This is a genomic window from Fonticella tunisiensis (genome assembly GCF_004364155.1).
Taxonomy (GTDB): Bacteria; Bacillota; Clostridia; order Clostridiales; family Caloramatoraceae; genus Fonticella; species Fonticella tunisiensis.
Genome location: NZ_SOAZ01000017.1, coordinates 37,576 through 63,189, shown reverse-complemented (window position 1 = coordinate 63,189; position 25,614 = coordinate 37,576). Strand labels below are relative to the sequence as shown.

Genomic DNA, 25,614 nt, shown 5'->3' with positions numbered 1-25,614 from the left:
TTAACTACCTGACATACCTCTTTGAACAGATTCCAAATGTCGATACCAAGGACAAGAACATTATAGATTCTTTACTTCCCTGGTCAGATACATTACCTGACAACTGCAGAGTTTCTAGTCAAGAATAATGATACATCAATCCCCATCTACATAATAGGTGGGGATTATTTTACGCTTACGTACAGGATATGTATTAAATGCGGTAAAGTTAAGCCCCAAGAAGATTTTTTGGATAGTAATCTTAAATCGGGAATTGGAAAAATTTGTACAGAATGCAAAAGAAAACATAAGGGTACAGGCAAAACGGAAATAAAAACTCAAATAAGTAATCCAGTAAAAGCATTTGACTCGACTTCTAATGCTGTTGGACTTCAATGTCCCAAATGTGGTTCTTCTATGGTGTTAAAGGATGGAATATATGGGAAGTTTTATAGTTGTTCAAGATTTCCACGTTGTAAAGGTACTCGGAGTTACTTAAAAATGTAAGATAGCAAACTTAATTGTAATCAATGGAGGCCCATTAAGTAATCTGATATGTCTTAAAAAGGTCACTTTCCAAAAACTCGCAGTAGATGCAGGTGTATATACACAATAAACTCCACTCCATGATAATAAAGTTGACTCTATGATAATAAAGTTCATTCCAAAACCTCGTAGCAGATGCAGGATAACTCCTGATTGGCTGCATAATAGGATGAGAGGATAAAGGAGTAAGGGTTAAGGGGTTAGATTTTTCATTAGAATTTTGATTAGAATATTGTGTTGATTGAAACCTTAAAACTATTGATTTTAAAGGGATTGAGAGAAGTATTGACTACTATATTGAAGATAATATTGATAAAGCAAGTGAAAAGGTTAAATAAACTCTTACCCCTTAACCCATGAAACTTGACCCTATTCTCCTTTCAACTTACCCCTAAAAAGAACCAACTTTATTTTAAAAATTGTTACAAGTATTAAGGAAAAAAGTGTTAACAAATGGGATGAAATTAAGGAATTTTAGAGCGGACTTTATTATCTTGTAGAAATAGGGAAATAGGTTCAAGGCGAGAAGGGATAAGGGGTTGAGGGTGTGGGGGCTGGAGTGGAGATTATTTTAAATATACACATTTGTTTATTTGCAATAAACTTCGCAGTAACATGAAAGTCGTTCCGTGGACGAGGATAGGTTTAAGGGAAAAGGTATAAGGGTAAAGACTCAAAAGCACTGAAAGAAAAAGGGTAGAGAGGATTTTAGATAAACAAAATCCAAACTCTGCCCTTTTTTATTATTTTTTTACGGAACAACTTTATTTCAAAGGCTGGTATATAACCCAAAAAAACTCGTGTCACGAATAAAAAAGTTGTATCAAAAATAAAAAAGTCATGTTAAAAGTCATGGTGAAAATAGGGTAGAAAACCTTATTAGAACCATGGCTTTTTGTTAGTTTTAAGGGCAAAGGGATAAGGCTAAAGGTATTGATATTAAAGGGTTTGAAGGGTGTATTGATGAAAGATATTGATTAAAACTTTCCCCTTTTTCCTTTTAACTTTTCCCTATTCCTGACACGACTTTTTTATCTAAAATGAGGCTAAAAATAGGAAAATATTAGGAGAAAGAGATAAGGAAAATGGGTGATTTTTGACATGACTTTTTTATCTTGGATAGAAATAGGAGAATAGGGTTAAGGATAGATGGGACAAGGGTTTGAGGGGTGTTGGGTTTTAACATAAGTTTTTTATTTATATACATTATGTACGGAATACAGGTTTTTTATATATATTATTTAATATTGTCACTATCTGATTATGACAAGTATCGGATTTCTTTGTGTTGATTTAAATTATTAGTAAACACTATAATAAAATTATAAATATTACAAATTTAAATAATATTGTAAATATTGAAAACGGAAAGGAGAGGAGATGGGTATGAACATCCAGACTAATGTGTCTTCACAGGTTGGAATTAAAGAAAAAATACAAATCTTTGGACGTTTCTTAAGCGGAATGGTAATGCCGAATATCGGAGCATTTATTGCATGGGGACTAATAACTGCACTATTTATTCCAACTGGATGGATACCAAATGAAAATTTAGGCAAGCTTGTAGGACCTATGATTACAAACTTGTTGCCACTACTTATAGGATACACAGGAGGTAAAATGGTAGGAGGCAACAGAGGTGGAGTGCTTGGAGCAATAGCTACCATGGGCGTAGTGGTTGGAGCAGATGTACCAATGTTTATTGGCGCAATGATTATGGGACCACTTGGAGGATATGTTATAAAGAAATTTGACCAGACTGTGGAAGGTAAGATACCGGCAGGATTTGAAATGCTGGTAAACAATTTCTCAGCAGGGATTATTGGTATGATATTAGCCTTACTGGCATATCTAGGGATAGGACCTGTAGTATTAGCGTTAAATAACGTGCTAAGAGCAGGAGTTGAGGCGATAGTAAAAGCTGGATTATTACCATTAGCATCATTATTCATAGAACCAGGAAAGATACTATTCTTAAACAATGCAATAAATCATGGAGTATTAGGGCCAATAGGAATAGAACAGTCAAAGGAATTTGGAAAATCAATCTTCTTCCTACTGGAAACAAATCCAGGTCCGGGACTTGGAATATTATTAGCATACTGGGTATTCAGCAAGGGAATGGCTAAAGAATCTGCACCAGGAGCGATAATAATTCACTTCCTTGGAGGAATACATGAAATATACTTCCCATATGTACTAATGAATCCTGTATTAATACTAGCGGCAATAGCAGGGGGAATGAGTGGAGTATTTACATTTGGACTTTTTAACGCAGGTTTAGTGGCAACACCGTCACCAGGAAGTATTTTTGCATTACTTGCAATGACACCAAAGGGTGGATTTGCAGGGATAATATCAGGTGTACTGGTTGCAGCAGCAGTATCATTCCTTGTGGCATCGTTCTTCATAAAGAGATCAAAGAATCTATCCGGAGATGAAGACTTAGCAAGGGCAAAGGACATGGTAAAGGAATTAAAGGGAACTAAAAAGACAGTAGTAAATAAAGTTGTGTTTGCATGCGATGCAGGAATGGGTTCAAGTGCAATGGGAGCATCTACACTGAGAAACAAGTTTAAAAAAGCAGGATTAAATATAGAAGTGATAAACACAGCAATAGAGGATATTCCAGAGGATGCTGATATAGTAGTAACACAGCAAAGTCTAACAGCCAGGGCAAAGGCAATAGCACCAAATGCAGAGCATATTTCTATTACAAACTTTGTAAATGATCCTCAATATGATGAGTTAATTGAAAGGTTAAAAAAATAAGAAACACATACACAAAGCAGTGGGAGAATAGTACCGCTGCTTTGTGTATGTTTATTAGAATGTATAGTAATAGATTTATTATATTTGAAAGGATTGTTCGTCTAATATGTGTGGGATTTTAAAAACAATTGGTTAAATATTATGCATAGCAATTATTCAAATATGTCACTATGTATTTATGACATATAGTATTATCTTTAGATTGAGTAGAGAGTTTGCATAAATTATAATTGAATTGAAAGATTTAAATTATTTAAAAATGTCATTAATATTCCGGAAGGAGGTGGCAAACGAAAATGGTGTCGCTCACTTCACGAATGAAATCTATTCTTTTGTTATTACTAGAGGCAGACTATTCACGGCCAATCACGATAAAGGAGATAGCAAAAAAATTAAATGTAAGTTCCAGGACGATTTTGAGAGATATGCCTAGTATAGAAGAATGGTTGAATCAAAACAAAATTAGTTTCATAAAAAAGCCAGGGGTAGGACTGTTGTTAGGAGAAAATCTTGAGAGCAAGAATAAACTAAAACGGTTTCTTGAACAACAATCTGTTCCAAAAGATTATAGTCCTGAGGAAAGAAAATATGTAATTATAGCTGAACTCTTGCAGATAAAGGAACCGATTAAGCTTTATTACTTTTCAAATTTATTGGGAGTTGCAGAAGGTACATTAAGTTCTGATCTGGATAAGGTGGAGGAATGGTTTCAAAATTATAATATAAAATTAATCAGAAGACCGGGCTTTGGAATTTATGTTGAAGGGAAGGAAACAGATTTCCGTAAGGCCATGGTTAACCTATTGTATGAAAATTTAGATGAAGGCCAGCTGTTGCAAATTATTAAAGATAATGTTGGAAATACTTCAAATAGTAAGGGTCGAATAGAAATTAACGCACGTAATAGATTGTTGAGTTTAATTGATAAAAATACAATAGAAAACTTGGAAAAGCTAGTTTATGCTGCTGAAAAAAAGATGAACCTACAACTGGCAGACAGCGCATATGTTGGATTAATAGTTCATCTAGCTTTGGCACTCCAGCGCTTAAAGAATAATGAGAAGATTACTATAAACAAGGATTTATTAGAAGAATTAAGAGCAACTCAGGAATACAATATGGCAAAGCATCTTGCAAAAGATATTTCAGTACTTTTTGATTTAGAGATCCCGGAAGATGAAATAGGATATATTACAATGCACTTAAAGGGTGCAAAGCTTAGAATTGATAATAAGGAAGAAGAAAGGTTAATCATTGGAAAATTCGAGTTAATTAAAGTAGCAAAGGAAATGATTAGAATCGCAGAAGAAGAAACAGGCTATGCGCTGCAGCATAATGAAAAAGTTTTATTAGGTCTTGTAAATCATTTAGGGCCTGCAATTAGCCGTTTAAAGATGAATTTAGATATAAGAAATCCATTATTATCCAAGATTAAAGAAAATTATCCTACAATTTATAAGATAAGTGAAAAAAGTGCTCAGGTTTTAAAGGAATTTTTAAACGTTGAAATTCCAGAGTCAGAAATTGGATACATTGCGTTGCATCTAGGAGCTGCCATTGAAAATGAAAGGGAGAAAGAACAAAGACTCTACAGAGTAGCTGTAGTATGTGCAAGTGGAATTGGAACATCAAGGTTATTAGCTGCAAGATTAGAAAAAGAGTTTAAAAATATTCAGGTAGTTGATATTATCTCCTCTATTCATTTAGATGATAAATTGCTAAGGGAAAAAAATATAGAATTGATAATATCTACAATAGAAATGGAATCTAGTATTAAGACAGTATATGTAAATCCTTTATTGCTCGATGAAGATAAAACAAAAATAGAACAGGCTTTAAAGGAACTCAAAGAAGTGACCGAAAAAACTGAAGATATGCAAGAAAAAAAGAATTTTAAAGATGTGCTGGTTTTAATTGAAGAATATACGAAAGCTAGTATTGAGTTATTAAACAACTTAAGTTTTTATGAAAAAATTCTAGTAAACGATATTGAAGGATTAATCACAAAAGTAGCTCAAATTTATGCAGATTCAGATGAGCAGCAGAAGATACTGGAATATGAGCTTAAGAGAAGGGAAAGATTAGGCAGTACTATTTTAAATAATAAAGGTATTATCTTACTTCATTGTCGCTCTGAATCAATTAAAAAATTACAATTAGGCTTTGTTTGCCTGGATAAGGGCATTGACTATATGTTTATGGGTAACAGAAAAGAGCGAATAGATATTGCTATTATTATGCTGGCCCCAGCTAACTGTTCAAAAGCCTATCTTGAAGTGGTAAGTGAAATAAGTAGGGCCTTAATCGAAAAGCCAGATTTTGTTGAAGCTATAAAAGATTGCGATAAGGAGCAAATTTGTATACAAATAAGTAATATTATTGAAGGATTTTACTATGAAAAAATGAATTTATTAAGGGGGAGAAAAAATGAGTATGAACACACAAACTAATGTGGCTTCACAGGTTGGAATTAAAGAAAAAATACAAACCTTTGGACGTTTCTTAAGCGGAATGGTAATGCCGAATATCGGAGCATTTATTGCATGGGGACTAATAACTGCACTATTTATTCCAACTGGATGGATACCAAATGAAAATTTAGGCAAGCTTGTAGGACCTATGATTACAAACTTGTTGCCACTACTTATAGGATACACAGGAGGTAAAATGGTAGGAGGCAACAGAGGTGGAGTGCTTGGAGCAATAGCTACCATGGGGGTGGTGGTTGGAGCAGATGTACCAATGTTTATTGGCGCAATGATTATGGGACCACTTGGAGGATATGTTATAAAGAAATTTGACCAGGCTGTGGAAGGTAAGATACCGGCAGGATTTGAAATGCTGGTAAACAATTTCTCAGCAGGGATTATTGGTATGATATTAGCCTTACTGGCATATCTAGGGATAGGACCTGTAGTATTAGCGTTAAATAACGTGCTAAGAGCAGGAGTTGAGGCGATAGTAAAAGCTGGATTATTACCATTAGCATCATTATTTATAGAACCAGGAAAGATACTATTCTTAAACAATGCAATAAATCATGGAGTATTAGGGCCAATAGGAATAGAACAGTCAAAGGAATTTGGAAAATCAATCTTCTTCCTACTGGAAACAAATCCAGGTCCGGGACTTGGAATATTATTAGCATACTGGGTATTCAGCAAGGGAATGGCTAAAGAATCTGCACCAGGAGCGATAATAATTCACTTCCTTGGAGGAATACATGAAATATACTTCCCATATGTACTAATGAATCCTGTATTAATACTAGCGGTAATAGCAGGGGGAATGAGTGGAGTATTTACATTTGGACTTTTTAACGCAGGTTTAGTAGCAACACCGTCACCAGGAAGTATATTTGCATTACTTGCAATGACACCAAAGGGTGGATTTGCAGGGGTAATATCAGGTGTACTGGTTGCAGCAGCAGTATCATTCCTTGTGGCATCGTTCTTCATAAAGAGATCAAAGAATCTATCCGGAGATGAAGACTTAGCAAGGGCAAAGGACATGGTAAAGGAATTAAAGGGAACTAAAAAGACAGTAGTAAATAAAGTTGTGTTTGCATGCGATGCAGGAATGGGTTCAAGTGCAATGGGAGCATCTACACTGAGAAACAAGTTTAAAAAAGCAGGATTAAATATAGAAGTGATAAACACAGCAATAGAAGATATTCCAGAGGATGCTGATATAGTAGTAACACAGCAAAGTCTAACAGCCAGGGCAAAGGCAATAGCACCAAATGCAGAGCATATTTCTATTACAAACTTTGTAAATGATCCTCAATATGATGAGTTGGTTGAAAGATTAAGCAGAAATAAAACATCTAAGGTGCATAAAGAAGAAGTAAAAGAAGTTATAAAGGAAGAGAAACAAGAGATATTGCTTAAAAAAAATATCAAACTTGGATTGCCAAGTGTTGACAAGGAAAAGGCAATCGAAATGGCAGGTCAGCTTTTAGTGGAAAGTGGTTATGTCGATCATGAATATATTCAGGCAATGAAGGAAAGGGAAGAAATGGTATCGACTTATATAGGCAGTGGAGTTGCTATACCACATGGTGTAGGAGCTGCAAAGGAGAAAATTAAGAAGTCAGGTATCGTAGTTCTTCAATTCCCTGATGGGGTTAATTTCGGTGAAGAAAAAGCTTATCTTGTGATTGGAATTGCAGGAGTTGGGGATGAACATTTAAAAATTTTAGCTAACATTGCAACTACTTTAGAAGATGAAAAGAAAGCACAGGAACTAATTAATGCAAATGATATAGAAGTTATATACAGAGCCTTTACAGTAAGTGAAAATTAAGGAGTGATTTGTAATGAAGAAAGCCATCCAATTTGGAGCTGGAAACATAGGCAGAGGTTTTATAGGTGCACTTTTAGCCCAATCAGGTTACCATGTTGTTTTCGCAGATGTTAACCAGATGATTGTTGATCAAATTAATAAAGACAAGGAATACTGGATAAATGTTTTGGACAAAGAAGTAAAAAAGGAGCATATTGAAAATATTTCTGCATGCAATGTTAATGATGAACTGTTAATCAACCATATAATTGAAGCAGAAATCATAACAACTGCGGTGGGACCGAGGGTTTTACCTAAAATTGCGCCTGTAATTGCAGAGGGAATTAATAAAAGACATAAAGATGGAAAAGAATTCTATTTGAACATCATTGCTTGTGAGAATATGGTTGGTGCTTCAGAATTTTTAAAGGAAGAGGTACTGAAGTTCTTAAATGAAGAGGAAGTTGAATATTTAAACAAGTATGTTGGATTTCCGAATTCTGCAGTAGACCGAATTGTTCCACCCAGTCAGGGGAACAGGGATAGCATTTTACAGGTGGATGTTGAAGCCTTTCATGAATGGATTGTGGATATTACTGGTTTTAAAGGGGATGTTCCACAAATTAACGGAATGGAAGTAACCGATAGATTGATTGCCTATGTAGAAAGAAAGCTCTTTACATTAAATACAGGACATGCAATCACAGCTTACCTTGGATTTTTAAAAGGGTATAAAACAATAAGTGAGAGTATTGCCGATGCAAATATCTATCATTATGTAAAAGGTGCAATGGAGGAAAGTGGTGCTGCATTAATTAGGAAGCATAACTTTGATCCTGATATGCACGCAAAATATATTGAAAAGATATTAAATAGATTTAGTAATCCTTATCTAAGGGATGAGGTGTTGCGAGTAGGCAGGGAGCCTTTAAGAAAGCTTGGTAGAGAAGACCGACTTGTAAAGCCACTTCTAACGGCGCTGGGTTATGGAATAGAATGTAAAGCATTGATTTTAGGAATAGCAGCAGCACTGCACTATGAAAATCCAGAAGATGAGCAATCTATGGAATTAAGAAATATGATAAGGGAAATTGGGATAGCAAAAACACTCGAGAAAGTTACAGGAATTAGTGAAGATACAGAGGTTGGAAATAAAATAGTTGAAGTATATAAAAATATAAAAGAATATATTTCATAATAGGATTTTCATTTAATAAATTTATATTATGTAAATATGCTGTAATATATAGCTAGATTAACTTAACAGCAAAATAAAAAATCCGATATCACCTTCATCAATATTGCTTTATAAAAGTGCACAGGAGGGATATCGGATTTTTTATAATATAGTTGAACTTGCTATGTAATTCTGGACATATATTTGTCGTATTATAAGAATATAATTACTACTATACCTTACAAGAATGTTTTTTGAATATTAACTTGAATCAAATTACTTTAAACAATATTGAAAAACGTTCTTGTAAGGTTTATATTATGCGTAAAAACAGAAATTGTAATTAATACAATTTTTTCATTGTAGGTTTTGAAAAAATATGTATTAATTATTAAATTCAATTTAACTATAATTTAATTAACAAGAGAAAAGGAGAAAGGGAGACTCAGATGGGAAGGTTCCCAATAGATGGAAGGCAATTGCGTATATTAGAAAAGGCTATTCAGAATGAATATAATAAATTAGAAGACTTCGCTGAAATAATTGGTGTAAGTACTAGAACTATAAGAAATTATATTAAGCTCCTCAACAGTACATTGAAAAAAGAAATTGCTCAACTTGTCAATATTAAGGATGCAGGATACAAACTGGAAATTTACGATCGAGAACGGTTTAACGAGTTAATAAATCAATGTTTATTCCAACAGAACAATCTTCCGCTTTTAAATACTCCTGAAGAACGCCTAAAGTATATAATAAAAAGACTAATAAACTCTAAAGTTCCTATAAAAATTGATGAACTGGCCAATGAAATAAGCGTAGGAAGAACTACACTGATAAATGATTTGAAGAGGATATCTGAACCTTTAAGTGCTTATGGTTTAATCATCAAAGGAAAACAAAATGAAGGCATAGAGTTAAAGGGAAATGAATTAAATATACGATTATTTATTTTGGATTTTCTATGTAAAGGTTTTATAACTGATTGTACCGCAGAATACTACTTTGGAACTATAGACAAGTCAAGATATGGTGAGATTAAAAATTATTTAGTGAATTTGTTTTATCATGATAATTTTCTAATAACCGATGAAACCCTTAGAGAACTATTGACTTATATAGCAGTGCTTTTAAGAAGGTCAAAGGACAAAAGATATATAGAAAGTTTGGATAAAAAATATGAAGAAATTACAACGACGGAGGAATACATACTGGCGAAGAAGATAAGAGATAAACTTGAGAAGGAATTTAACTGTGAAATAAACGATAATGAAATTGTATTTTTAACTCTTCCACTGCTTGGAAGAAAAGTGCCAATAAATAATGATAGGTCATGCAATATAAGAATAAGTTCCCATGTAAAACAGCTGGTAGAAAAAATTATTGAAGAAGTGTCTGCAAGTACGGGAATTGACATGAAATATGATAAGGAGCTTATGTGGGGATTGGAATATCATTTAAACTTTACCTTAAATAGACTTATATTCAATATAAAGATAAAGAACCCACTGTTAAAGGATATAAAGAATTGTTATCCTCTCCCATATGAAATGGCAAAGATAGCAGCTAAGGTTATAGAAAAAAACTATAATGTAAAAGTGAATGAAGATGAGATAGGTTATATAGCACTCCATTTTGGAAGCTATATAGAGAGAAGTAATCAAAAACTTTTCCATATAGAGAAGGTTGCGCTAGTATGTGGGACAGGCCTTGGTACTGCTCAGTTACTTTATGTAAAATTAAGGAAGTTTTTGGGTGAAGATAAAGTATTTAATACTTTCTCGGATATAGAACTGACAAGAGATCTATTAAATGAATATGACATAGTATTTACTACTGTGGATATAAATATTGAAACAGAGACACCCATTATAAAGGTTAATGCCATATTTAATGAGAATGAGGTTCAAAAAGAAATTGAGAGGATATATTACTTTAAAAAATATAATTTAAAACTTTTTGAATCCAATTTATCACTTCTTAATATGACGGTAGTTGAAGACATGTTTTTCATACTTGACAGACAAACTTTTATAGATAATTTGATGCTTATGGTTGATGAACTTTGGAAAATTGGAGAAATCGATGCAGGTTTTAAAGACAGAATCATAGAAAGAGAATTTAAGGCACCAACTTCCTTTGATAACTATGTAGCGATCCCCCATGCTATAAATTATAGAGGAGACAGGATTTCAATAGCAGTAGGGATTTTGAAGGAGCCTGTTTTCTGGGGAGGAAAAGAAGTTAGAATCATTATCCTTCTAATGATTCCTAAAGAAGATGTAGATCCAGAACTTATAATTAAGACATATGAAGAGCTACTTAAATTGTGTCAAAATAAACGTTTAATTGAAAATATTTGTAGAGTAAAAAGCTATGTGGAGTTTAGAAAGTTATTGCAAAAGGAGATAATGGTATGAATTCAATATCAGGGTTAATTATTCTTGGTGCTTCAATGTGGATATTAAATTTCCTATTCGGACTAATTCAAATTAAAAACTTTAATAAGAATTATATAGAAATGAGAAGACTTGGTAGAGTAGCTATAGGTAGAAAAAAAGGATATTTTCAGGCAGGGACAGTTGTAATGATGTTGATAGATGAAGAAGGCAAGATTTTGCTATCCAAAAAGATGCAGGGATTGACAGTGCTGGCCAGAGTTAAAGAGTTTACAGGGCTTGAAGGCAAAAATATTGAAGACATAACGGAGGATGATTTAAAGACCTACAACAAATCGATGAAGGCAGCAATTTTAGATGCTGTAAATAATTATAAGACCTTTGGGGGAGGTGAGGCTGTCGAAGGTGCAGTAAACAACTAAATTCCAATCTCTTACATATTAATTATAAGGAGGTATTGATAAATGACTAATTTTTTCCATGTATTAGCGCAGAGTGCAGAATGGTTCATGAATCTTTTTAGAGCAGGGGCTAAAGTATTTATGGATTTCACAACAGGTATAGTTCCACTTCTAATAGCACTTATGGTTGTAATGAATGCCATAATTAAGTTTGTTGGTACAGATAGGGTTGAAAGGCTTGCGAGAAAGTCTGCTTCAAATGTATTTACCAGATATTTGGTTCTACCTGTAATTGGAACATTCATATTTGCAAATCCAATGACTTTGTCATTAGGCAAGTTCTTACCAGAAAAATATAAGCCAAGCTACTATGCTGCAGCAAGTTTCTCATGCCATACGATGAATGGGTTATTCCCACACATAAACCCTGGTGAACTATTTGTTTATCTAGGTATAGCAAATGGTATTACCCAATTAGGACTATCAACTGCAGACTTAGCAGTTAGATATTTTCTAGTAGGTATGGTGACTAACTTTATAAGGGGATGGGTGACTGACTTTACAACTGCAATAGTTGAAAGGCAGCAAGGAATTAAGTTAAAGGATAAAATTGATATTGCACATGTTAACACTAGTGCATATTAATTAAAAATATGATTAAAGGAGTTGAGCCATATGAGTTATAGAAGGGTGAAAATTCATAGAGGCCCAGGAGGGTGGGGAGGTCCAATTGTTGTAGAGCCAACTGAAACAAGAAATAAGATAGTTTACATTACTGGAGGTGCAAAGCCGGAAGTAGCCGTAAGAATTGCAGAGCTTACAGGATGCGAATTAGTGGATGGATTTAAATATGGAGTTAAGGACAGTGAAATCGCTTGTGCGGTAATAAACTGTGGAGGAACTCTAAGATGTGGGATTTATCCTCAAAAGAGAATACCGACAGTAAATATCATGGCAACTGGTAAGAGTGGTCCTCTGGCCATGTTTATAAAGGAAGATATTTATGTTTCGGCTGTAAGACCTGAAAATATTGAAGTTTTAGATTAATATATGGAGGTGCTTTAAATGGGATATGATGTAAACAAGAAGATAAGTGAACAAAGTCAGGGCTTAGTTGCTAAAATTGGTATTGCACTTGGTAAGGTAACAAGCACCTTTTTCCAGGCAGGCAGGGATACAATAGATACAGTTTTACATACAATACTACCTTTCATAGCATTCGTTGCTACCTTAATAGGCATAATTAATGCTTCTGGTGCTGGCAAGTGGTTTGCAAATCTACTTACCCCTCTGGCAGGGAATATAGGAGGATTGATACTTATATCGCTTATATGTTCCTTTCCACTGCTATCACCATTTTTAGGGCTCGGAGCAGTTATAGCCCAGATAGTAGGCGTGCTAATTGGAGTTGAAATTGGAAAGGGAAACATTCCACCACACCTTGCATTACCAGCATTATTTGCAATAAATGCACAGGCTGCTGCTGACTTCATACCAGTAGGACTTGGACTGGCTGAAGCAGAACCGGAGACGGTTCAGGTTGGGGTACCATCGGTACTTTATTCAAGATTTTTAACAGGAGCACCAACGGTTGTAATCGCCTGGCTTGCAAGTTTTGGACTTTATAAGTAATTTAAAGACTTCTTTAGAAAGGGATTTTGACTATGGAGTTAATTTACAGAACAACCATAACTAACGTTGGAAGATGCGCAGAACAGTTCTTAACTCAAAATATGTTCGTCATATTTAATGAAAATGTTCCGCAGGAGTTAATTGATTATTGTTATATCCATAATGAGAATAATCTTTTAAATGATATAAAGGTAGACGACATTTTAATCATTGATGGATGGCAGTATAAGATAACAGCAGTAGGAAGTGTGGTCAATCAGAATTTAAGGAATTTAGGTCATATAACCTTTAAATTCAGCGGTGAAACTGAAGCTGCAATTCCTGGAACATTATTCTTAGAGAAAAAAGAAATTGTACCACTTAAAAATGGTACAACTATTGAAATAATAAGAGCTTAAAATTACCTAACTATTAATTATTATATATTAAAGATGGTATCAAGTCAAAGAAATATAAACAGATTGATATTTCACCTATTAAGGAGGAATTGATAATGACGAAGGTTGCACTAGTGGTAGGTGGAGGAAGAAGCTTAGGAGAATACCTTTCCAAACATATGGCGAAGGAAGGATATGACGTTGCGGTGGCAGATATAAACTATGAAAATGCTTTAAAGGTATCAGAGGAAATAAAAAAGACCACCAGGCAAAAAAGTATAGCTATCGGAGCCGATGCTACCGATGAAGAACAGGTTAAAAATATGGTAAATGAAGTTGTCGAGAAGCTTGGTAGAATAGATCTATTGATTTATAACGCAGGAGTAGCAAAGGCTGCAAAAATTACTGATTTTGAGTTAGAGACTTTTAATTGGTGTATAAACGTAAATCTAACTGGATACTTCCTTTGTGCAAAAGAAGTATCAAAGGTAATGATTGAAAAGGGTATTCCGGGCTGCATAATTCAAATTAACTCAAAGTCAGGAAAGGTTGGAAGTAAGCATAACGCAGGATATTCTGCAGCTAAGTTCGGTGGAGTGGGATTAACTCAAAGCCTGGCACTAGATTTAGCAGAGCATAATATAAGAGTGCATTCATTGATGCTGGGAAATCTTCTTGATTCTGATATGTTTGAAAGTTTAATACCTCAATACGCTAAGAAGCTGGGTATAAAGGAATCAGAAGTAAAGCAGTACTATATCGATAAAGTACCACTCAAGAGAGGATGCACCTTTGAGGATGTAGCGAATGTCTTAACATTCTATGCTTCAGATAAAGCAAGTTACCTTACTGGCCAATCAATAAACATAACTGGTGGACAAGTAATGCACTAGGAATAAAATATAGAAAAAAGGCAACTATTTGTTGTCTTTTTTCTATATTTTACGGCCATTCAGGTGCTCCATCTATTTTTCATACTCAGCTACTATCCTCTGCACAAGTTTTTTTATGGAAGATGCCTGGGCAATTAATGTCATAACAACCAGGAAAATAAGTATCCTTTCCTCGTCCTCGGGTTTTAGGTTGTTTTCCTCTATGATTTTAAAGAGCTTCTCTTCATTGAAATACTTTCGCAAGTTAAAATCTTCAAGGCTCTCCCTCTGAAAATCAGAAAATATTTTATATGCCTTTTCCCATGTAAGTATATCATCGCTGGATTCATTTATGTCGTTAAAGGCAAGCCTGAAAACCTTCTTTATCTCTTCTGCAGTAAGAATAGGTCTCATGTAGCTTAAAAGTACAAGCTGTGCAAGGTGGTCCCTTGTATACCCCCTTTTCTTTCCACCTTCGGGCTTGGATATTACTTCACTTTTAATGTAGTTCTGGACTATATTATTTGTGTAATTCTCACCTGCAAATCTGTCGTTTAAATAATCGATTACCTGGGAAAGAAAAAGATCATATTCAGGAAGGTCCTCATATGATATTATTGTACTATCAGAAATTTGTTTTGCCAGCTTTTTTAGGTTTTCTATATCAATATTTCTTTTCATAAAATAACCTCCAAAGGTTTATTGTATTCTATAATTACATTATATAGTATCTATTAACTTATTACAAGTTAATGTTCACATTTAATTTTTTGAAATAAGGAGTAAATTGAAGAAAAGAATAGATATTTGAAGTTTGCATTTATATCTTTAATAAAGCGGTTATTAATTATACTATATAAGGTAATTTAATGCTTGTTAAGTAGTATTAAATACCATATAATAAAAATATGAGCTGCGAAATATTAATACATAGGCAGCTATAGGGGGTGAAAGGAATGAAAATAAAACGCCTGCTTCTTACGATTTTTCTAACACTAATATTCATCTTTACAAGCCTACCAATTCAAAGTATTACAAATGTTGTAACCAGGGATAAAAAATATACGGTGGCCTATGCAGCACCAAAGTCAAGCTCAGGGGGCTTTAAATCGGGAAGTTTTAAATCATCTGGAGGTTCTGGCTCTTATAAATCAGGAAGTTTTTTCAATTCAAAGGGCAGTTCATCCTCAGGTTCATCAGGATGGTTTAAAACAACTCCGAGAAGCAGTACCCAGAGATCGTATATACCCATACCAATACCACTTCCTTTCTTTGGGACCAGAAGTTTATTTGGGTTTGGTTTTGGATACTCAATTGCATGGGACCTTATTAAAATTGTTGTCATAGGTGCCGTAATTTATATAATCATAAGAAAATTTAGAAGAAGATATTAAGGAGGATTTTAAAATGGGAGTATTTAAAAGAATTTCAAACATTTTTAGAGCGAAGGTAAATAACGCTATTGATGAAATTGAAAATCCTATTGAGCTTTTAGATCAGAAAATAAGGGATATGGAGGAGAGCCTCAATAACGCTAAGATTTCATCAGCACAGATACTTGGAAATGTGCATGAGATTGAAAAGAAAATGGAAAACGCCCTAAGGGAATCAAAGGACTACGATGAGAAGGTTAAGCTTGCCCTTTCAAAGGGAAATGAAGAGCTTGCTAAAAAGGCCCTTCAAAAGAAGCTTGAGGCCGATAAAACCTATGATAGCTTAAAGAAAAGCTACGACGAAGCCGTAAAGAAAGCCGAAGCGGTTAAGGAAAAGCTTAGGGAACTTGAAGAGGAAATTGAAAGAACAAGAAACTACAGGGATGAAGCAGCTGCAAGATATAACAATGCTGAAGCCTCAAGAAGGGTAAACGAAATACTTGCAAACGTTGAAACGAAAACCAATAGAATAAATATTGATGATATAGAAAGAAAAATTCAGAAGAAGGAAGCAATGGCCGAGGGATTTGAAGATCTAAGAACCAATACCCTTGACGACGAGTTCAAAAAGCTTGAGGAATATGATCTTGATGAGGAGCTTAAGAAGTATAAGCAAAATTAACCCACATTCCAGCATGAAGATTTATTCGTTTATTAAAAAACTATAGTGCTGTCTTTGTTTGAAATTTTCTGGCCGGGCGGCTGGAACACTCTGTATTGTCCGCCCGGTCAAGATAGTTTAAATCAATCAGTAAAGGTGGTGCATTATGGGAAAAGCCCTTGATTATATAAGAAAGGAAAAGGAATACTATGGTAAAATACTCTACAATATTAATAGCGCAATAAGCGACATATCGCCCTATGTTGATAAAAGGGAACTAAATGAAAGGAAATACGTCAGCAGAGTTTCCGTTTTAAAAAGATATATGGAGCTTCTGGATGAAGTGGAAAGCAGGGAAGAAAAAGACGGGATTTTAGGATTTTTAAACGATGATAAAAATATTAGGGAGCTTGAGGAGTTTAAAAGAAAGAATAATGATGCATTAACCCAGCTTGAAAAATGTAATATGTGTCAGAGACTTAAATGTCCCGCTGGATGTAAGCTTGCAAGTTGTCTAAGCTGCAGGCCAGGTTCATGGGTTGCATATTGCGACCATGAAAGGATAAAGGTAACCTTCCATGATAACTTCATTCTCGATCTTACCAATGAAAGAACCGGTGTTAGGGAAAGATTTAAAGTTTTGGCAACCGTAGAGGATGATTTAAAGAATAAGCAATATATTATAATTGAAGGGTTATCCTCCAGGGAAAAGTACGTACTTTATTATTATCCAGGAATTGTTGAGGATACCTATGGTGAGATAACCGATGAAGAGGAATTTGACTTTATAGTATCGGTGTTTGAGAGCGTAGAAAGATAACCGTTAGTATTAAAAATGTCCACAGATTTTTGTAAATCTATTTGGAAGAGACTAATTCAAACTTGAAATTACTATAGGAGACAACTTCTATAGTAATTTTATTTTTGAGGCATTACTAAATAATGTATAATACAATAAAGGGGACACTATACGATGGCGTTATGCGGTTTTGCAATAAAATTTAGAAGGGAGAAGGTATATGAATCCAATCTTGAAGAAACTAGGGTTAAAGGAGCAAAATCCTATTCTAATTTTAAATGCACCAGAAGAATATAACGAAGTAATAGATTGTATAGAGGCCGAAGTGCATACAGAGATAAGAGGAACATATGATTTCATACAAGTATTTGCAAAGGACATGGAAGAAGCCCATATACTTGCAGAAAAAGCAGTGAAAGCCTTAGGCGAAGATGGACATTTATGGTTTTGCTATCCAAAGGGGACTTCTAAAAAATATAAATCTGATATAAAACGAAACACAACATGGGATATTTTTGCGCCATTTGAATTTGAGGCGGTATCCCAAGTATCCATAAATGATGATTGGTCAGCAATGTGTTTTCGACATGTAGATAAAATTAAAACGATGAAAAGAAAAACTGCTTCTACTGAAAAAGGCAAAGAACGCATCAAAAAAATGAAGGTGTTAATGAATAATTTTCAACAATCATTAAAGAGCATACATAGATTTGTGTAAACTACATCTATGTATGCTCTTTTTTATGCATGTGTAGCTGGTAGCTGATGATTTTCTCTTACATTAAAATGAATAGATGCACTGAAAATGTTTAATCCATAATCTCAAAATTGTGTTAAAATAAGAAAGAAGGAAAAAGTCTGAAAACGTAGAATTACATTAAAATATGCATCTTTTTTAGGATTTATAACAAATGTTCCCGTAAATATAATTTCATCAGGAGTGATGCCTTTGAAGAGGATAGAGCTGGTTTTCAATAAACTTAAGGAATTAACAAGAGATGGAAAAGGTATAGATGCTAAAACTCTGGCTGAAACATTGGGATTATCCCGTGCTAACGTAAGCAGCGATTTAAATAAACTCTGGAGCGAGGGAAAGGTTAAAAAGAGTGAAGGAAGGCCTGTGCTTTTCAGCGTTGTAGAAGATGAAGGGGCACCGGAGGAATTTGAGACCACCCTTGACAGGTTGATTAAGGAAAATAAAAGCCTTGTAACTGCAGGAGAGCAGGCAAAAGCTGCTATCCTTTACCCGCCAAAGGGCATGCATACTTTGATTTTAGGGGAAACAGGTGTAGGTAAGACCATGTTTGCCTCCATAATGCACAAATATGCCATAGAGATGAAAAAGATGAAGGAGGACGCTCCCTTCATAACCTTTAACTGCGCAGATTATGCAAATAATCCGCAGCTTCTTTTAAGTCAGCTTTTTGGAGTAAAAAAAGGGGCATACACCGGAGCAGATTCCGACAGGCCGGGACTTATTGAAAAGGCAGACGGGGGAATACTTTTCCTTGATGAGGTGCATCGCTTACCGGCAGAAGGGCAGGAGATGTTTTTTACATTTATGGACAGGGGAACCTTCAGGCGCCTTGGGGAGACTGATGTTGAGAGAAAGGCAAATGTGCTTATCATATCCGCAACAACGGAAAATCCTGAGTCATCCCTCCTTAGAACCTTTACCCGAAGAATACCTATGATCATAAGGATTCCAAGCCTCAGCGAGAGGGGGATGGAGGAAAGGTTTGGCCTAATTAAAAACTTCTTCAGAGAAGAGTCCTACAGGCTGGACAGGGAGATAATGGTATCTGTAAATTCTATGAGGGCTCTTTTAAGCTATAACTGCCCAAACAATGTAGGACAGCTTAAGGCCGATATACAGCTTCTCTGTGCAAGGGCATATGCAGACTTTCTTACCCATAAAAAGGAGTCCGTAAGGATTAACAGCTCTGAACTGCCAAACTATATTAAGGAAGGGCTTCTTAAAGAGATTGAACACAGGCAGATATGGAACAGACTAATAGATATAAACAGCAGATATTTCATATTTAATAAGGAGCAGGATAAACTGGTTCTGCAGCATATTGATGAAGAAGATAACATTTATGAAATGATAGATTCAAGAGTCAGCGAGCTTATGAGCAGAGGCGTAACGGGTGAAGAACTGGAAAAAACGATGCAGAAGGATATAGAGGGGTATTTTACGAGATATCTTCACAGAGTAAATGATAGAATAGACAAATCTACCCTTAAAAACGTTATAGATCCACTTATATTGAATATAGTTGATGAGATTGTGAAGTACAGTGAAAAAGAGCTGGATAAGGTGCTAAGCTCCAGAGTGTACTTTGGAATAGCCCTTCACCTTGAAACAACCATTGAAAGAATAAGAAGAAATAAGAAGATTATAAATCCCCAGCTTAACAAGATAAGAACTGAACATCCGAAGGAGTTTGCAGTTGCCATAGAATGCCTCAAGATGATTGAAAGCGCCCTTGATATAAGCCTTCCAATTGACGAGGCTGGATTTTTAGCCATGTTCTTCGTGCTTGATGATGAGGAGCCAAAAAGTCCGAGGAGCAATGTAGGCATAATAATAATGGCACATGGCAATAGCACCGCTACATCCATGGCTGAGGTTGCAAATACACTTCTTGGAGCCAAGTATGCTGTGGGCATAAATGCCCCTCTGGATAAAAGTCCACAGGATGTATTAAATGAGCTTAAGGAATATATCAAGGAATCAGCCAACAGTTCAGGATTTCTGTTTCTTGTAGATATGGGGTCGCTGACTGCCTTTGGAAAGATAATTGAAGAGGAATTAAACGTACCTGTAAAGGTGGTACCACTGGTAAGCACTCTCCATGTTATAGAGGCTACAAGAAAAGCGATGATGGGAAGCAATCTTGAAGATATATATATAGATGTTGCTGGAATATCAGGATATGGCGATGAAGATGAAAATTCTCAGGAAAGGCACCAGGAAAAACCACGGTTTGCAATCGTTACTGTCTGCACTACAGGAGAGGGCAGTGCTACAGCAATTAAAAACTTCCTGCAGGGTCATCTTAAATTTGACAGCAGAATTTTTGAAGTCATACCTGTAAATCTCGTTGGAAAAGAGGATATAAAGGCAAGGCTCCATGCAATAAGTATGGAAAGGGAAATACTGTGTATTATAAGTCCCTTTAATATAGATGTAAAACTTCCCCGGTTTAGTCTTGAGGAGGTATTAAATCTTAAGGCAGTAAAGAAAATACAGAACATTATTGATACACAAACTACCTATCTTAAAATGGGCGATACCTTAAAGTATATGCTAAAGAATGTAGATGGGCTTAAGGTATACAAGGATGTAAGAGATTTTGTAATGGCTATAGAATCGAAGCTCAACGTAAAAATGGATATGGATAGGCTTATTGGCGTTACCCTTCATATAAGCTATGTAATAGATAGGCTGGTGCAGGATAATGTAAAGATAGAGTATATAGACAAGGAAGCTTATATAAGGCAGCATGAGGATATGTATAGAGTAATAAGAAGCGAGATACGGTCATTGGAGAAAAAATATGATATTTCTATAAGCGATGATGAGGTTTGCTATATAATGAATTTTTTCTTACAGGATAACACATAATAAAATATAGTAAACGTATTTAAGAACATATTTTACAAATAAAATATGTTCTTTTTTTGTAAAAACACTAAAACACTAGTGTTTTATTTTAAAAATTATGGGAAAATATCGAAACACTAAGTGATATTTTTAAAACACTATAAAATTTTAAAAAATACTGTTTTATTTTATATCAAAATTAGTCGAAATTTAATAGAAAAAAATGATTTTTTCGCTGTAATAGTGTTTTGGCACGGTATTTGCATATTATATATATGCCAAAACCAAATAAACTTAAATAAAATTAAAAATAAATAAATATATATGCTTAGGAGGTTTTAACTATGAATATTTTATTATGTTGTGCAGCTGGTATGTCAACTAGTTTACTTGTGCAGAAGATGGAAGCAGAGGCTAAGAATATGGGCCTCGATGCAAAAATTTGGGCTGTCTCGGTGGATGAAATAAGAAACCACATCGATAAGGCAGATGTGCTTCTTGTTGGACCACAAATAAGGTATAAGCTCGCAAGCCTTAAGGAATTAGGCAAGGAAAAGGGTATACCTGTAGAAATGATAAACACAGTAGATTATGGAACGCTTAACGGTAAAAACGTTGTTAACTTTGCATTAAAGCTCCTTAATAAATAATTAAGGAGCTTACCATACAGAAGAAAGGGGTAATAGATATGGATAGGTTTATAGCAGCCTTTGAAGAAAAGGTTATGCCAGTAGCTGGAAAAATATCAGAGCAAAAGCACTTAAAGGCAATAAGAGACGGAATCATTCTTGCAATGCCATTTATAATTGTTGGTTCAGTATTCTTAATTCTTGGATTTTTACCAATACCAGGATACAACGAATTTATGGCAAGAACTTTTGGGGAGAAGTGGCTTACAAAGCTTCTCTATCCAGTTGGAGTAACCTTTGACCTTATGGCGGTATTTGTAAGCGTAGGTGTTGCTTACAGACTTGCAGAAAACTACAAGGTTGATGCAATATCAGCAGGTGCTATATCACTTGCATCATTCCTGCTTGTAACACCATTTAAGGTTATGTTTACACCGGAAGGTGCAAAGCAGGCGGTAGAAGTTGGAGGAGCAATCCCAGCAGCCCTTATGGGAAGTAAGGGTATGTTCGTTGCCATGATTATGGCGATAATATCAACAGAAATATACAGAAAGATTATTCAAAAGGGTATAGTTATTAAGATGCCAGCAGGAGTTCCACCTGCAGTATCCAAATCCTTCGTTGCGCTTATACCTACAGCGGCAGTTATAACAGTAACATGGGTTATACGTTTAGGATTTGAAATGACTTCATGGGGAGATATGCACAACTTCATAACAAAGGTTCTCTCAGGACCACTCAGCATTCTTGGAGCAAGCCTATTCGGTGCAGTTGGCTCAGAACTTTTGGTGCAGCTATTCTGGTCAGTTGGTCTTCACGGTGCAAACCTGGTAAGTGGAGTTATGGGACCAATATGGCTTCAATTAATGGACCAGAACAGAGCAGTATTCCAGGCTAATCCAGGAGCACAGCTTCCAAACGTAGTAACTCAGCAGTTCTTCGATAACTTCATACACATTGGAGGTTCAGGTGCAACTCTTTCACTTGTAGTGCTTCTTTTAACTGTTGCTAGGAGCAAACAGCTCAAGAGCCTTGGAAGACTCTCTATAGGTGCTGGAATATTCAACATCAACGAACCAATAACCTTTGGTATGCCAATAGTTTTAAACCCAATAATGATAATACCATTTGTTCTTTCACCAATTGCAATAGTAATTATATCCTACATTGCCATGAGCACAGGACTTGTTGCTAGACCAGCGGGTATAGCAGTTCCATGGACAACCCCACCTGTAATAAGTGGATATCTTGCAACGGGTGGAAAGATATCAGGTGCTGTTCTTCAGATAGTAAACTTCTTCGTCACAATGGCAATATACTATCCATTCGTTAAGATGTGGGATAAGAAGAAAGTTGAAGAAGAAAAAATGTCCGAAGAAGCAGCATAAAAAATATTGGAGATTAGATAACAAATAATTTCAATATGGGTATTCATGTAATGGGGGCGATTATTACGAAGCTTATAGTTAATGCGGATGATTTCGGATATTCAAAGGGGGTTAACCTGGGGGTTATAGAGGCCTTTAAAAACGGAGTTGTAACATCTACAACCATGATGACAAATATGCCGGGGGCTGAGCATGCAGCCTCCCTGGCAAAAGAAAATCCAGGGCTTGGTGTTGGAATTCACCTCGTGCTCACAATGGGAAAGCCCGTCAGAAATGACGTGCCGTCCTTAGTAGATGAAAATGGTAGATTCCATAGACTTAAGGATATGACGGACAAGATTAAAGTTGAGGATGTGGAAAGGGAGTTTGAAGCTCAGATAGAAAGGTTTTTATCCTTTGGGCTCACTCCAACCCACCTCGACAGCCATCATCACGTGCATACACAGAAAAAAATACTTCCAGTGGTGATGAAACTGGCTGAAAAGTATAACTTGCCTGTGAGGGCTTACAATAATATTGTCAATCACTTCATTCATGAATTCTATGGAGACGGATTAACTGTTGATACACTTAAAACTTTACTGGATGCTGCCAGGGACTTTGAAGTCGTTGAGTTAATGTGTCATCCAGCATTTGTTGATAAGGATGTATTATCAGGAAGTTCATACAACCTTCAAAGGGCAAATGAGCTCAGCGTTTTGACAGATCCCAGCCTAAAGAAGGCTCTTGAAGAACGCGGCATTGAACTTATAAACTACAAGGCTATTTAGCAATGCCTAAACTAAGGGGATAATTTTAAAGTTTTAATCTCCTTGAAAATCAATTGCGACAATATTGAAGGAAAGGTTGTGAATTAAATGGAATATCAGGAAATAGTAATGACAATCATATTAAGCGGTGGAAACGCAAGAAGCTTTGCAATGGAAGCAATAAGTCTTGCTAAAAAAGGAGATATAAAAGGTGCAAGGGAAGCGCTTGCAAAGGCAGAAGAGGAACTAGGCGCAGCCCATAGAATTCAAACAGAGCTTATACAGAACGAGGCAGCAGGAAATAGAACAGAAGTAGGTTTATTAATGGTTCATGCTCAGGACCATCTCATGAATGCTATAACAGTTAAGGACCTTGCAAATGAGATAATTGATGTTTATGAAAAGCTCTATGCATAAAGGAGGATGTAGCATGGAAAAGAAGGGGATTAAGGTTGTAACCATAGGTGGAGGTTCAAGCTACACTCCTGAATTGGTTGAGGGATTTATAAAGAGGTATGATTCACTTCCATTAAGGGAATTATGGCTTGTTGACATAGAAGAAGGAAAAGAAAAGCTTGAAATAGTTGGAAACCTCGCAAAGAGGATGGTTGAAAAGGCAGGACTTCCAATAGAAATTCATTTAACACTTGATAGAAGAGAAGCTTTAAAGGGTGCAGACTTTGTAACTACCCAGCTTAGAGTCGGGCTTTTAAAGGCCAGGGCCCTTGATGAGTCAATTCCGTTAAAATACGGCGTAATCGGACAGGAAACTAACGGACCTGGAGGACTTTTTAAGGGGCTTAGAACCATACCGGTAATACTTGATATTACAAAGGATATGGCAGAGCTTTGTCCTGATGCATGGCTTATAAACTTCACAAATCCAGCTGGTATGGTTACTGAGGCGGTTTTAAGGTATGGACATATAAAGAAGGTTATTGGTCTTTGCAATGTTCCGATAGGAATGGAGATGGGGGTTGCAAAGGCCTTTGGAGTTGACCACAGCAGAGTTAGAATAGATTTTGCAGGGCTCAATCACATGGTGTTTGGACTTAACGTATATGTTGATGGGGAAAACGTTACCAAGAAATGTATAGATATGCTTGCAAACGGTGAAGGCGGAAACGATCCAAAGAATATTAAAAGCATAGCTTGGGAAAAGGAATTCATTAAGGCACTTGGAATTCTTCCATGCCCTTATCACAGATACTACTTCAAAAAGAGTGAAATGCTTGAAGAGGAGATGGAGGCACTTAAGAAGGAAGGAACCCGTGCAGAGGTTGTACAAAGGGTTGAAGCTGAACTCTTTGAACTCTACAAGGATCCAAACCTTGCTGTAAAGCCGCCACAACTTGAAAAGAGGGGTGGAGCATACTACAGCGATGCTGCAGTAAGGCTTATAGATTCTATCTATAACGATAGAAGGGATATTCAGCCTGTCAACACAAGAAACAATGGGGCAATAAAGGGGATTCCAGATGACTCGGCAGTTGAAGTAAGCTGTGTAATCACAAAGGATGGACCAAAACCATTAAACATTGGAGAACTTCCAGTCGCAGTAAATGGACTTGTACAATCGATTAAATCCTTTGAGAGGGTAGCGGTTGAAGCTGCTGTAACTGGAGATTATAACACAGCACTTCTTGCTATGACTATAAATCCCCTTGTTCAGTCAGACACAGTTGGAAAGAAGATACTTGATGAGATGCTTGAAGCTCACAAGGAGTATTTACCACAGTTCTTCAAAAAAGAACAGTAATTTTAACCGCTGAAATTTTCATTCCATATTTTTTTTACCTATAGAATATTTACAAAAATAGCTTTATGGTAATGATCCATAAAGCTATTTTTTATGTAAAACACTGATATACTCTTTTTAAAAATATTCATAAAAGTACTAAAACACTAAACAACTCAAATAAAACACTAAAATTATTATCAAAACACTGTTAAAAACATGTAAATG

General features: G+C 35.5%; 21 protein-coding genes and 1 pseudogene. 21 read left to right on the top strand and 1 reads right to left on the bottom strand.

Annotation, left to right across the window (positions count from 1 at the left end; all coding sequences use genetic code 11):
* Nucleotides 1–228 precede the first annotated feature (228 nt).
* From EDD71_RS16135 to srlD, 11 genes and pseudogenes are all read left to right on the top strand, one after another.
* Nucleotides 229–486, top strand: a complete 258-nt coding sequence (locus EDD71_RS16135; protein WP_423244818.1) for a topoisomerase DNA-binding C4 zinc finger domain-containing protein — start codon at nt 229–231, stop codon at nt 484–486.
* A 1,425-nt stretch (nt 487–1,911) separates the two neighbouring features.
* The gene (locus tag EDD71_RS10255; RefSeq protein ID WP_479724199.1) at nt 1,912–3,297 is read left to right on the top strand and encodes a PTS mannitol transporter subunit IIBC; all 1,386 of its coding nucleotides are present in this window, start codon (nt 1,912–1,914) and stop codon (nt 3,295–3,297) included.
* A 317-nt stretch (nt 3,298–3,614) separates the two neighbouring features.
* Complete coding sequence (locus EDD71_RS10250) at nt 3,615–5,747, top strand: BglG family transcription antiterminator (RefSeq protein WP_166636439.1); 2,133 nt, start codon at nt 3,615–3,617, stop codon at nt 5,745–5,747.
* Nucleotides 5,725–7,602: a PTS mannitol transporter subunit IICBA gene (locus EDD71_RS10245; RefSeq protein WP_279233021.1), complete on the top strand. Its 1,878-nt coding sequence runs from the start codon at nt 5,725–5,727 to the stop codon at nt 7,600–7,602. Before EDD71_RS10250 ends, EDD71_RS10245 begins: the two co-directional genes overlap by 23 nt.
* 13 nt (nt 7,603–7,615) lie before the next feature.
* Complete coding sequence (locus tag EDD71_RS10240) at nt 7,616–8,779, top strand: mannitol-1-phosphate 5-dehydrogenase (RefSeq protein ID WP_133628646.1); 1,164 nt, start codon at nt 7,616–7,618, stop codon at nt 8,777–8,779.
* Nucleotides 8,780–9,207: 428 nt separating this feature from the next.
* On the top strand, nt 9,208–11,178 hold the full coding sequence (locus tag EDD71_RS10235; RefSeq protein ID WP_133628645.1) for a BglG family transcription antiterminator: 1,971 nt from the start codon (nt 9,208–9,210) through the stop codon (nt 11,176–11,178).
* Nucleotides 11,175–11,579 carry a transcriptional regulator GutM gene (locus tag EDD71_RS10230; RefSeq protein WP_133628644.1) on the top strand — a complete coding sequence of 135 codons (405 nt, stop codon included), beginning with the start codon at nt 11,175–11,177 and terminating at the stop codon, nt 11,577–11,579. The genes EDD71_RS10235 and EDD71_RS10230 overlap by 4 nt, the downstream gene beginning before the upstream one ends.
* A 42-nt stretch (nt 11,580–11,621) precedes the next feature.
* The gene (gene srlA, locus EDD71_RS10225; protein ID WP_133628643.1) at nt 11,622–12,203 is read left to right on the top strand and encodes a PTS glucitol/sorbitol transporter subunit IIC; all 582 of its coding nucleotides are present in this window, start codon (nt 11,622–11,624) and stop codon (nt 12,201–12,203) included.
* 30 nt (nt 12,204–12,233) lie between these two features.
* Nucleotides 12,234–13,190 (top strand): annotated as a pseudogene (gene srlE / locus EDD71_RS10220) (PTS glucitol/sorbitol transporter subunit IIB).
* Between the two features lie 32 nt (nt 13,191–13,222).
* Nucleotides 13,223–13,588 carry a PTS glucitol/sorbitol transporter subunit IIA gene (locus tag EDD71_RS10215; protein WP_133628642.1) on the top strand — a complete coding sequence of 122 codons (366 nt, stop codon included), beginning with the start codon at nt 13,223–13,225 and terminating at the stop codon, nt 13,586–13,588.
* A gap of 95 nt (nt 13,589–13,683) precedes the next feature.
* Nucleotides 13,684–14,460, top strand: a complete 777-nt coding sequence (gene srlD, locus EDD71_RS10210) for a sorbitol-6-phosphate dehydrogenase (protein ID WP_133628641.1) — start codon at nt 13,684–13,686, stop codon at nt 14,458–14,460.
* Between the two features lie 72 nt (nt 14,461–14,532).
* On the opposite strand, the gene EDD71_RS10205 is transcribed toward srlD, so the two are convergent.
* The gene (locus EDD71_RS10205; RefSeq protein WP_133628640.1) at nt 14,533–15,120 is read right to left on the bottom strand and encodes a DUF1836 domain-containing protein; all 588 of its coding nucleotides are present in this window, start codon (nt 15,118–15,120) and stop codon (nt 14,533–14,535) included.
* A 275-nt stretch (nt 15,121–15,395) separates the two neighbouring features.
* Here EDD71_RS10205 and EDD71_RS10200 point away from each other — a divergent pair, with 275 nt between their 5' ends.
* From EDD71_RS10200 to EDD71_RS10155, 10 genes are all read left to right on the top strand, one after another.
* Nucleotides 15,396–15,833, top strand: a complete 438-nt coding sequence (locus EDD71_RS10200; protein WP_133628639.1) for an amino acid permease — start codon at nt 15,396–15,398, stop codon at nt 15,831–15,833.
* A gap of 13 nt (nt 15,834–15,846) precedes the next feature.
* Nucleotides 15,847–16,494 carry a PspA/IM30 family protein gene (locus tag EDD71_RS10195; RefSeq protein ID WP_133628638.1) on the top strand — a complete coding sequence of 216 codons (648 nt, stop codon included), beginning with the start codon at nt 15,847–15,849 and terminating at the stop codon, nt 16,492–16,494.
* 145 nt (nt 16,495–16,639) lie between these two features.
* Nucleotides 16,640–17,293, top strand: coding sequence for a DUF1292 domain-containing protein (locus EDD71_RS10190; RefSeq protein WP_133628637.1), 654 nt, complete (start codon nt 16,640–16,642; stop codon nt 17,291–17,293).
* Between the two features lie 199 nt (nt 17,294–17,492).
* Entirely contained in the window at nt 17,493–17,990 is a 498-nt protein-coding gene (locus EDD71_RS10185; protein ID WP_133628636.1) for a DUF3052 domain-containing protein, read from the top strand.
* 231 nt (nt 17,991–18,221) lie between these two features.
* Nucleotides 18,222–20,903, top strand: a complete 2,682-nt coding sequence (locus EDD71_RS10180) for a sigma-54-dependent transcriptional regulator (RefSeq protein ID WP_133628635.1) — start codon at nt 18,222–18,224, stop codon at nt 20,901–20,903.
* 323 nt (nt 20,904–21,226) lie between these two features.
* Nucleotides 21,227–21,532, top strand: a complete 306-nt coding sequence (locus tag EDD71_RS10175; RefSeq protein WP_133628634.1) for a PTS sugar transporter subunit IIB — start codon at nt 21,227–21,229, stop codon at nt 21,530–21,532.
* Nucleotides 21,533–21,570: 38 nt separating this feature from the next.
* Complete coding sequence (celB, locus tag EDD71_RS10170) at nt 21,571–22,899, top strand: PTS cellobiose transporter subunit IIC (protein WP_133628633.1); 1,329 nt, start codon at nt 21,571–21,573, stop codon at nt 22,897–22,899.
* Nucleotides 22,900–22,934: 35 nt separating this feature from the next.
* On the top strand, nt 22,935–23,669 hold the full coding sequence (chbG, locus tag EDD71_RS10165) for a chitin disaccharide deacetylase (RefSeq protein ID WP_133628632.1): 735 nt from the start codon (nt 22,935–22,937) through the stop codon (nt 23,667–23,669).
* An 87-nt stretch (nt 23,670–23,756) separates the two neighbouring features.
* A complete protein-coding gene (locus tag EDD71_RS10160; protein WP_133628631.1) occupies nt 23,757–24,065 on the top strand; it encodes a PTS lactose/cellobiose transporter subunit IIA in 309 nt (102 codons plus the stop codon).
* A gap of 13 nt (nt 24,066–24,078) precedes the next feature.
* Nucleotides 24,079–25,407, top strand: coding sequence for a 6-phospho-beta-glucosidase (locus EDD71_RS10155; RefSeq protein ID WP_133628630.1), 1,329 nt, complete (start codon nt 24,079–24,081; stop codon nt 25,405–25,407).
* Nucleotides 25,408–25,614: the final 207 nt, after the last annotated feature.

Coding starts and splice junctions, on each gene's coding strand:
- EDD71_RS10255 (WP_479724199.1), top strand. CDS start 1,912: ATGAACATCCAGACTAATGTGTCTTCACAGGTTGGAATTAAAGAAAAA.
- EDD71_RS10250 (WP_166636439.1), top strand. CDS start 3,615: ATGAAATCTATTCTTTTGTTATTACTAGAGGCAGACTATTCACGGCCA.
- EDD71_RS10245 (WP_279233021.1), top strand. CDS start 5,725: ATGAGTATGAACACACAAACTAATGTGGCTTCACAGGTTGGAATTAAA.
- EDD71_RS10240 (WP_133628646.1), top strand. CDS start 7,616: ATGAAGAAAGCCATCCAATTTGGAGCTGGAAACATAGGCAGAGGTTTT.
- EDD71_RS10235 (WP_133628645.1), top strand. CDS start 9,208: ATGGGAAGGTTCCCAATAGATGGAAGGCAATTGCGTATATTAGAAAAG.
- EDD71_RS10230 (WP_133628644.1), top strand. CDS start 11,175: ATGAATTCAATATCAGGGTTAATTATTCTTGGTGCTTCAATGTGGATA.
- srlA (WP_133628643.1), top strand. CDS start 11,622: ATGACTAATTTTTTCCATGTATTAGCGCAGAGTGCAGAATGGTTCATG.
- EDD71_RS10215 (WP_133628642.1), top strand. CDS start 13,223: ATGGAGTTAATTTACAGAACAACCATAACTAACGTTGGAAGATGCGCA.
- srlD (WP_133628641.1), top strand. CDS start 13,684: ATGACGAAGGTTGCACTAGTGGTAGGTGGAGGAAGAAGCTTAGGAGAA.
- EDD71_RS10205 (WP_133628640.1), bottom strand. CDS start 15,120: ATGAAAAGAAATATTGATATAGAAAACCTAAAAAAGCTGGCAAAACAA.
- EDD71_RS10200 (WP_133628639.1), top strand. CDS start 15,396: ATGAAAATAAAACGCCTGCTTCTTACGATTTTTCTAACACTAATATTC.
- EDD71_RS10195 (WP_133628638.1), top strand. CDS start 15,847: ATGGGAGTATTTAAAAGAATTTCAAACATTTTTAGAGCGAAGGTAAAT.
- EDD71_RS10190 (WP_133628637.1), top strand. CDS start 16,640: ATGGGAAAAGCCCTTGATTATATAAGAAAGGAAAAGGAATACTATGGT.
- EDD71_RS10185 (WP_133628636.1), top strand. CDS start 17,493: ATGAATCCAATCTTGAAGAAACTAGGGTTAAAGGAGCAAAATCCTATT.
- EDD71_RS10175 (WP_133628634.1), top strand. CDS start 21,227: ATGAATATTTTATTATGTTGTGCAGCTGGTATGTCAACTAGTTTACTT.
- celB (WP_133628633.1), top strand. CDS start 21,571: ATGGATAGGTTTATAGCAGCCTTTGAAGAAAAGGTTATGCCAGTAGCT.
- chbG (WP_133628632.1), top strand. CDS start 22,935: ATGGGTATTCATGTAATGGGGGCGATTATTACGAAGCTTATAGTTAAT.
- EDD71_RS10160 (WP_133628631.1), top strand. CDS start 23,757: ATGGAATATCAGGAAATAGTAATGACAATCATATTAAGCGGTGGAAAC.
- EDD71_RS10155 (WP_133628630.1), top strand. CDS start 24,079: ATGGAAAAGAAGGGGATTAAGGTTGTAACCATAGGTGGAGGTTCAAGC.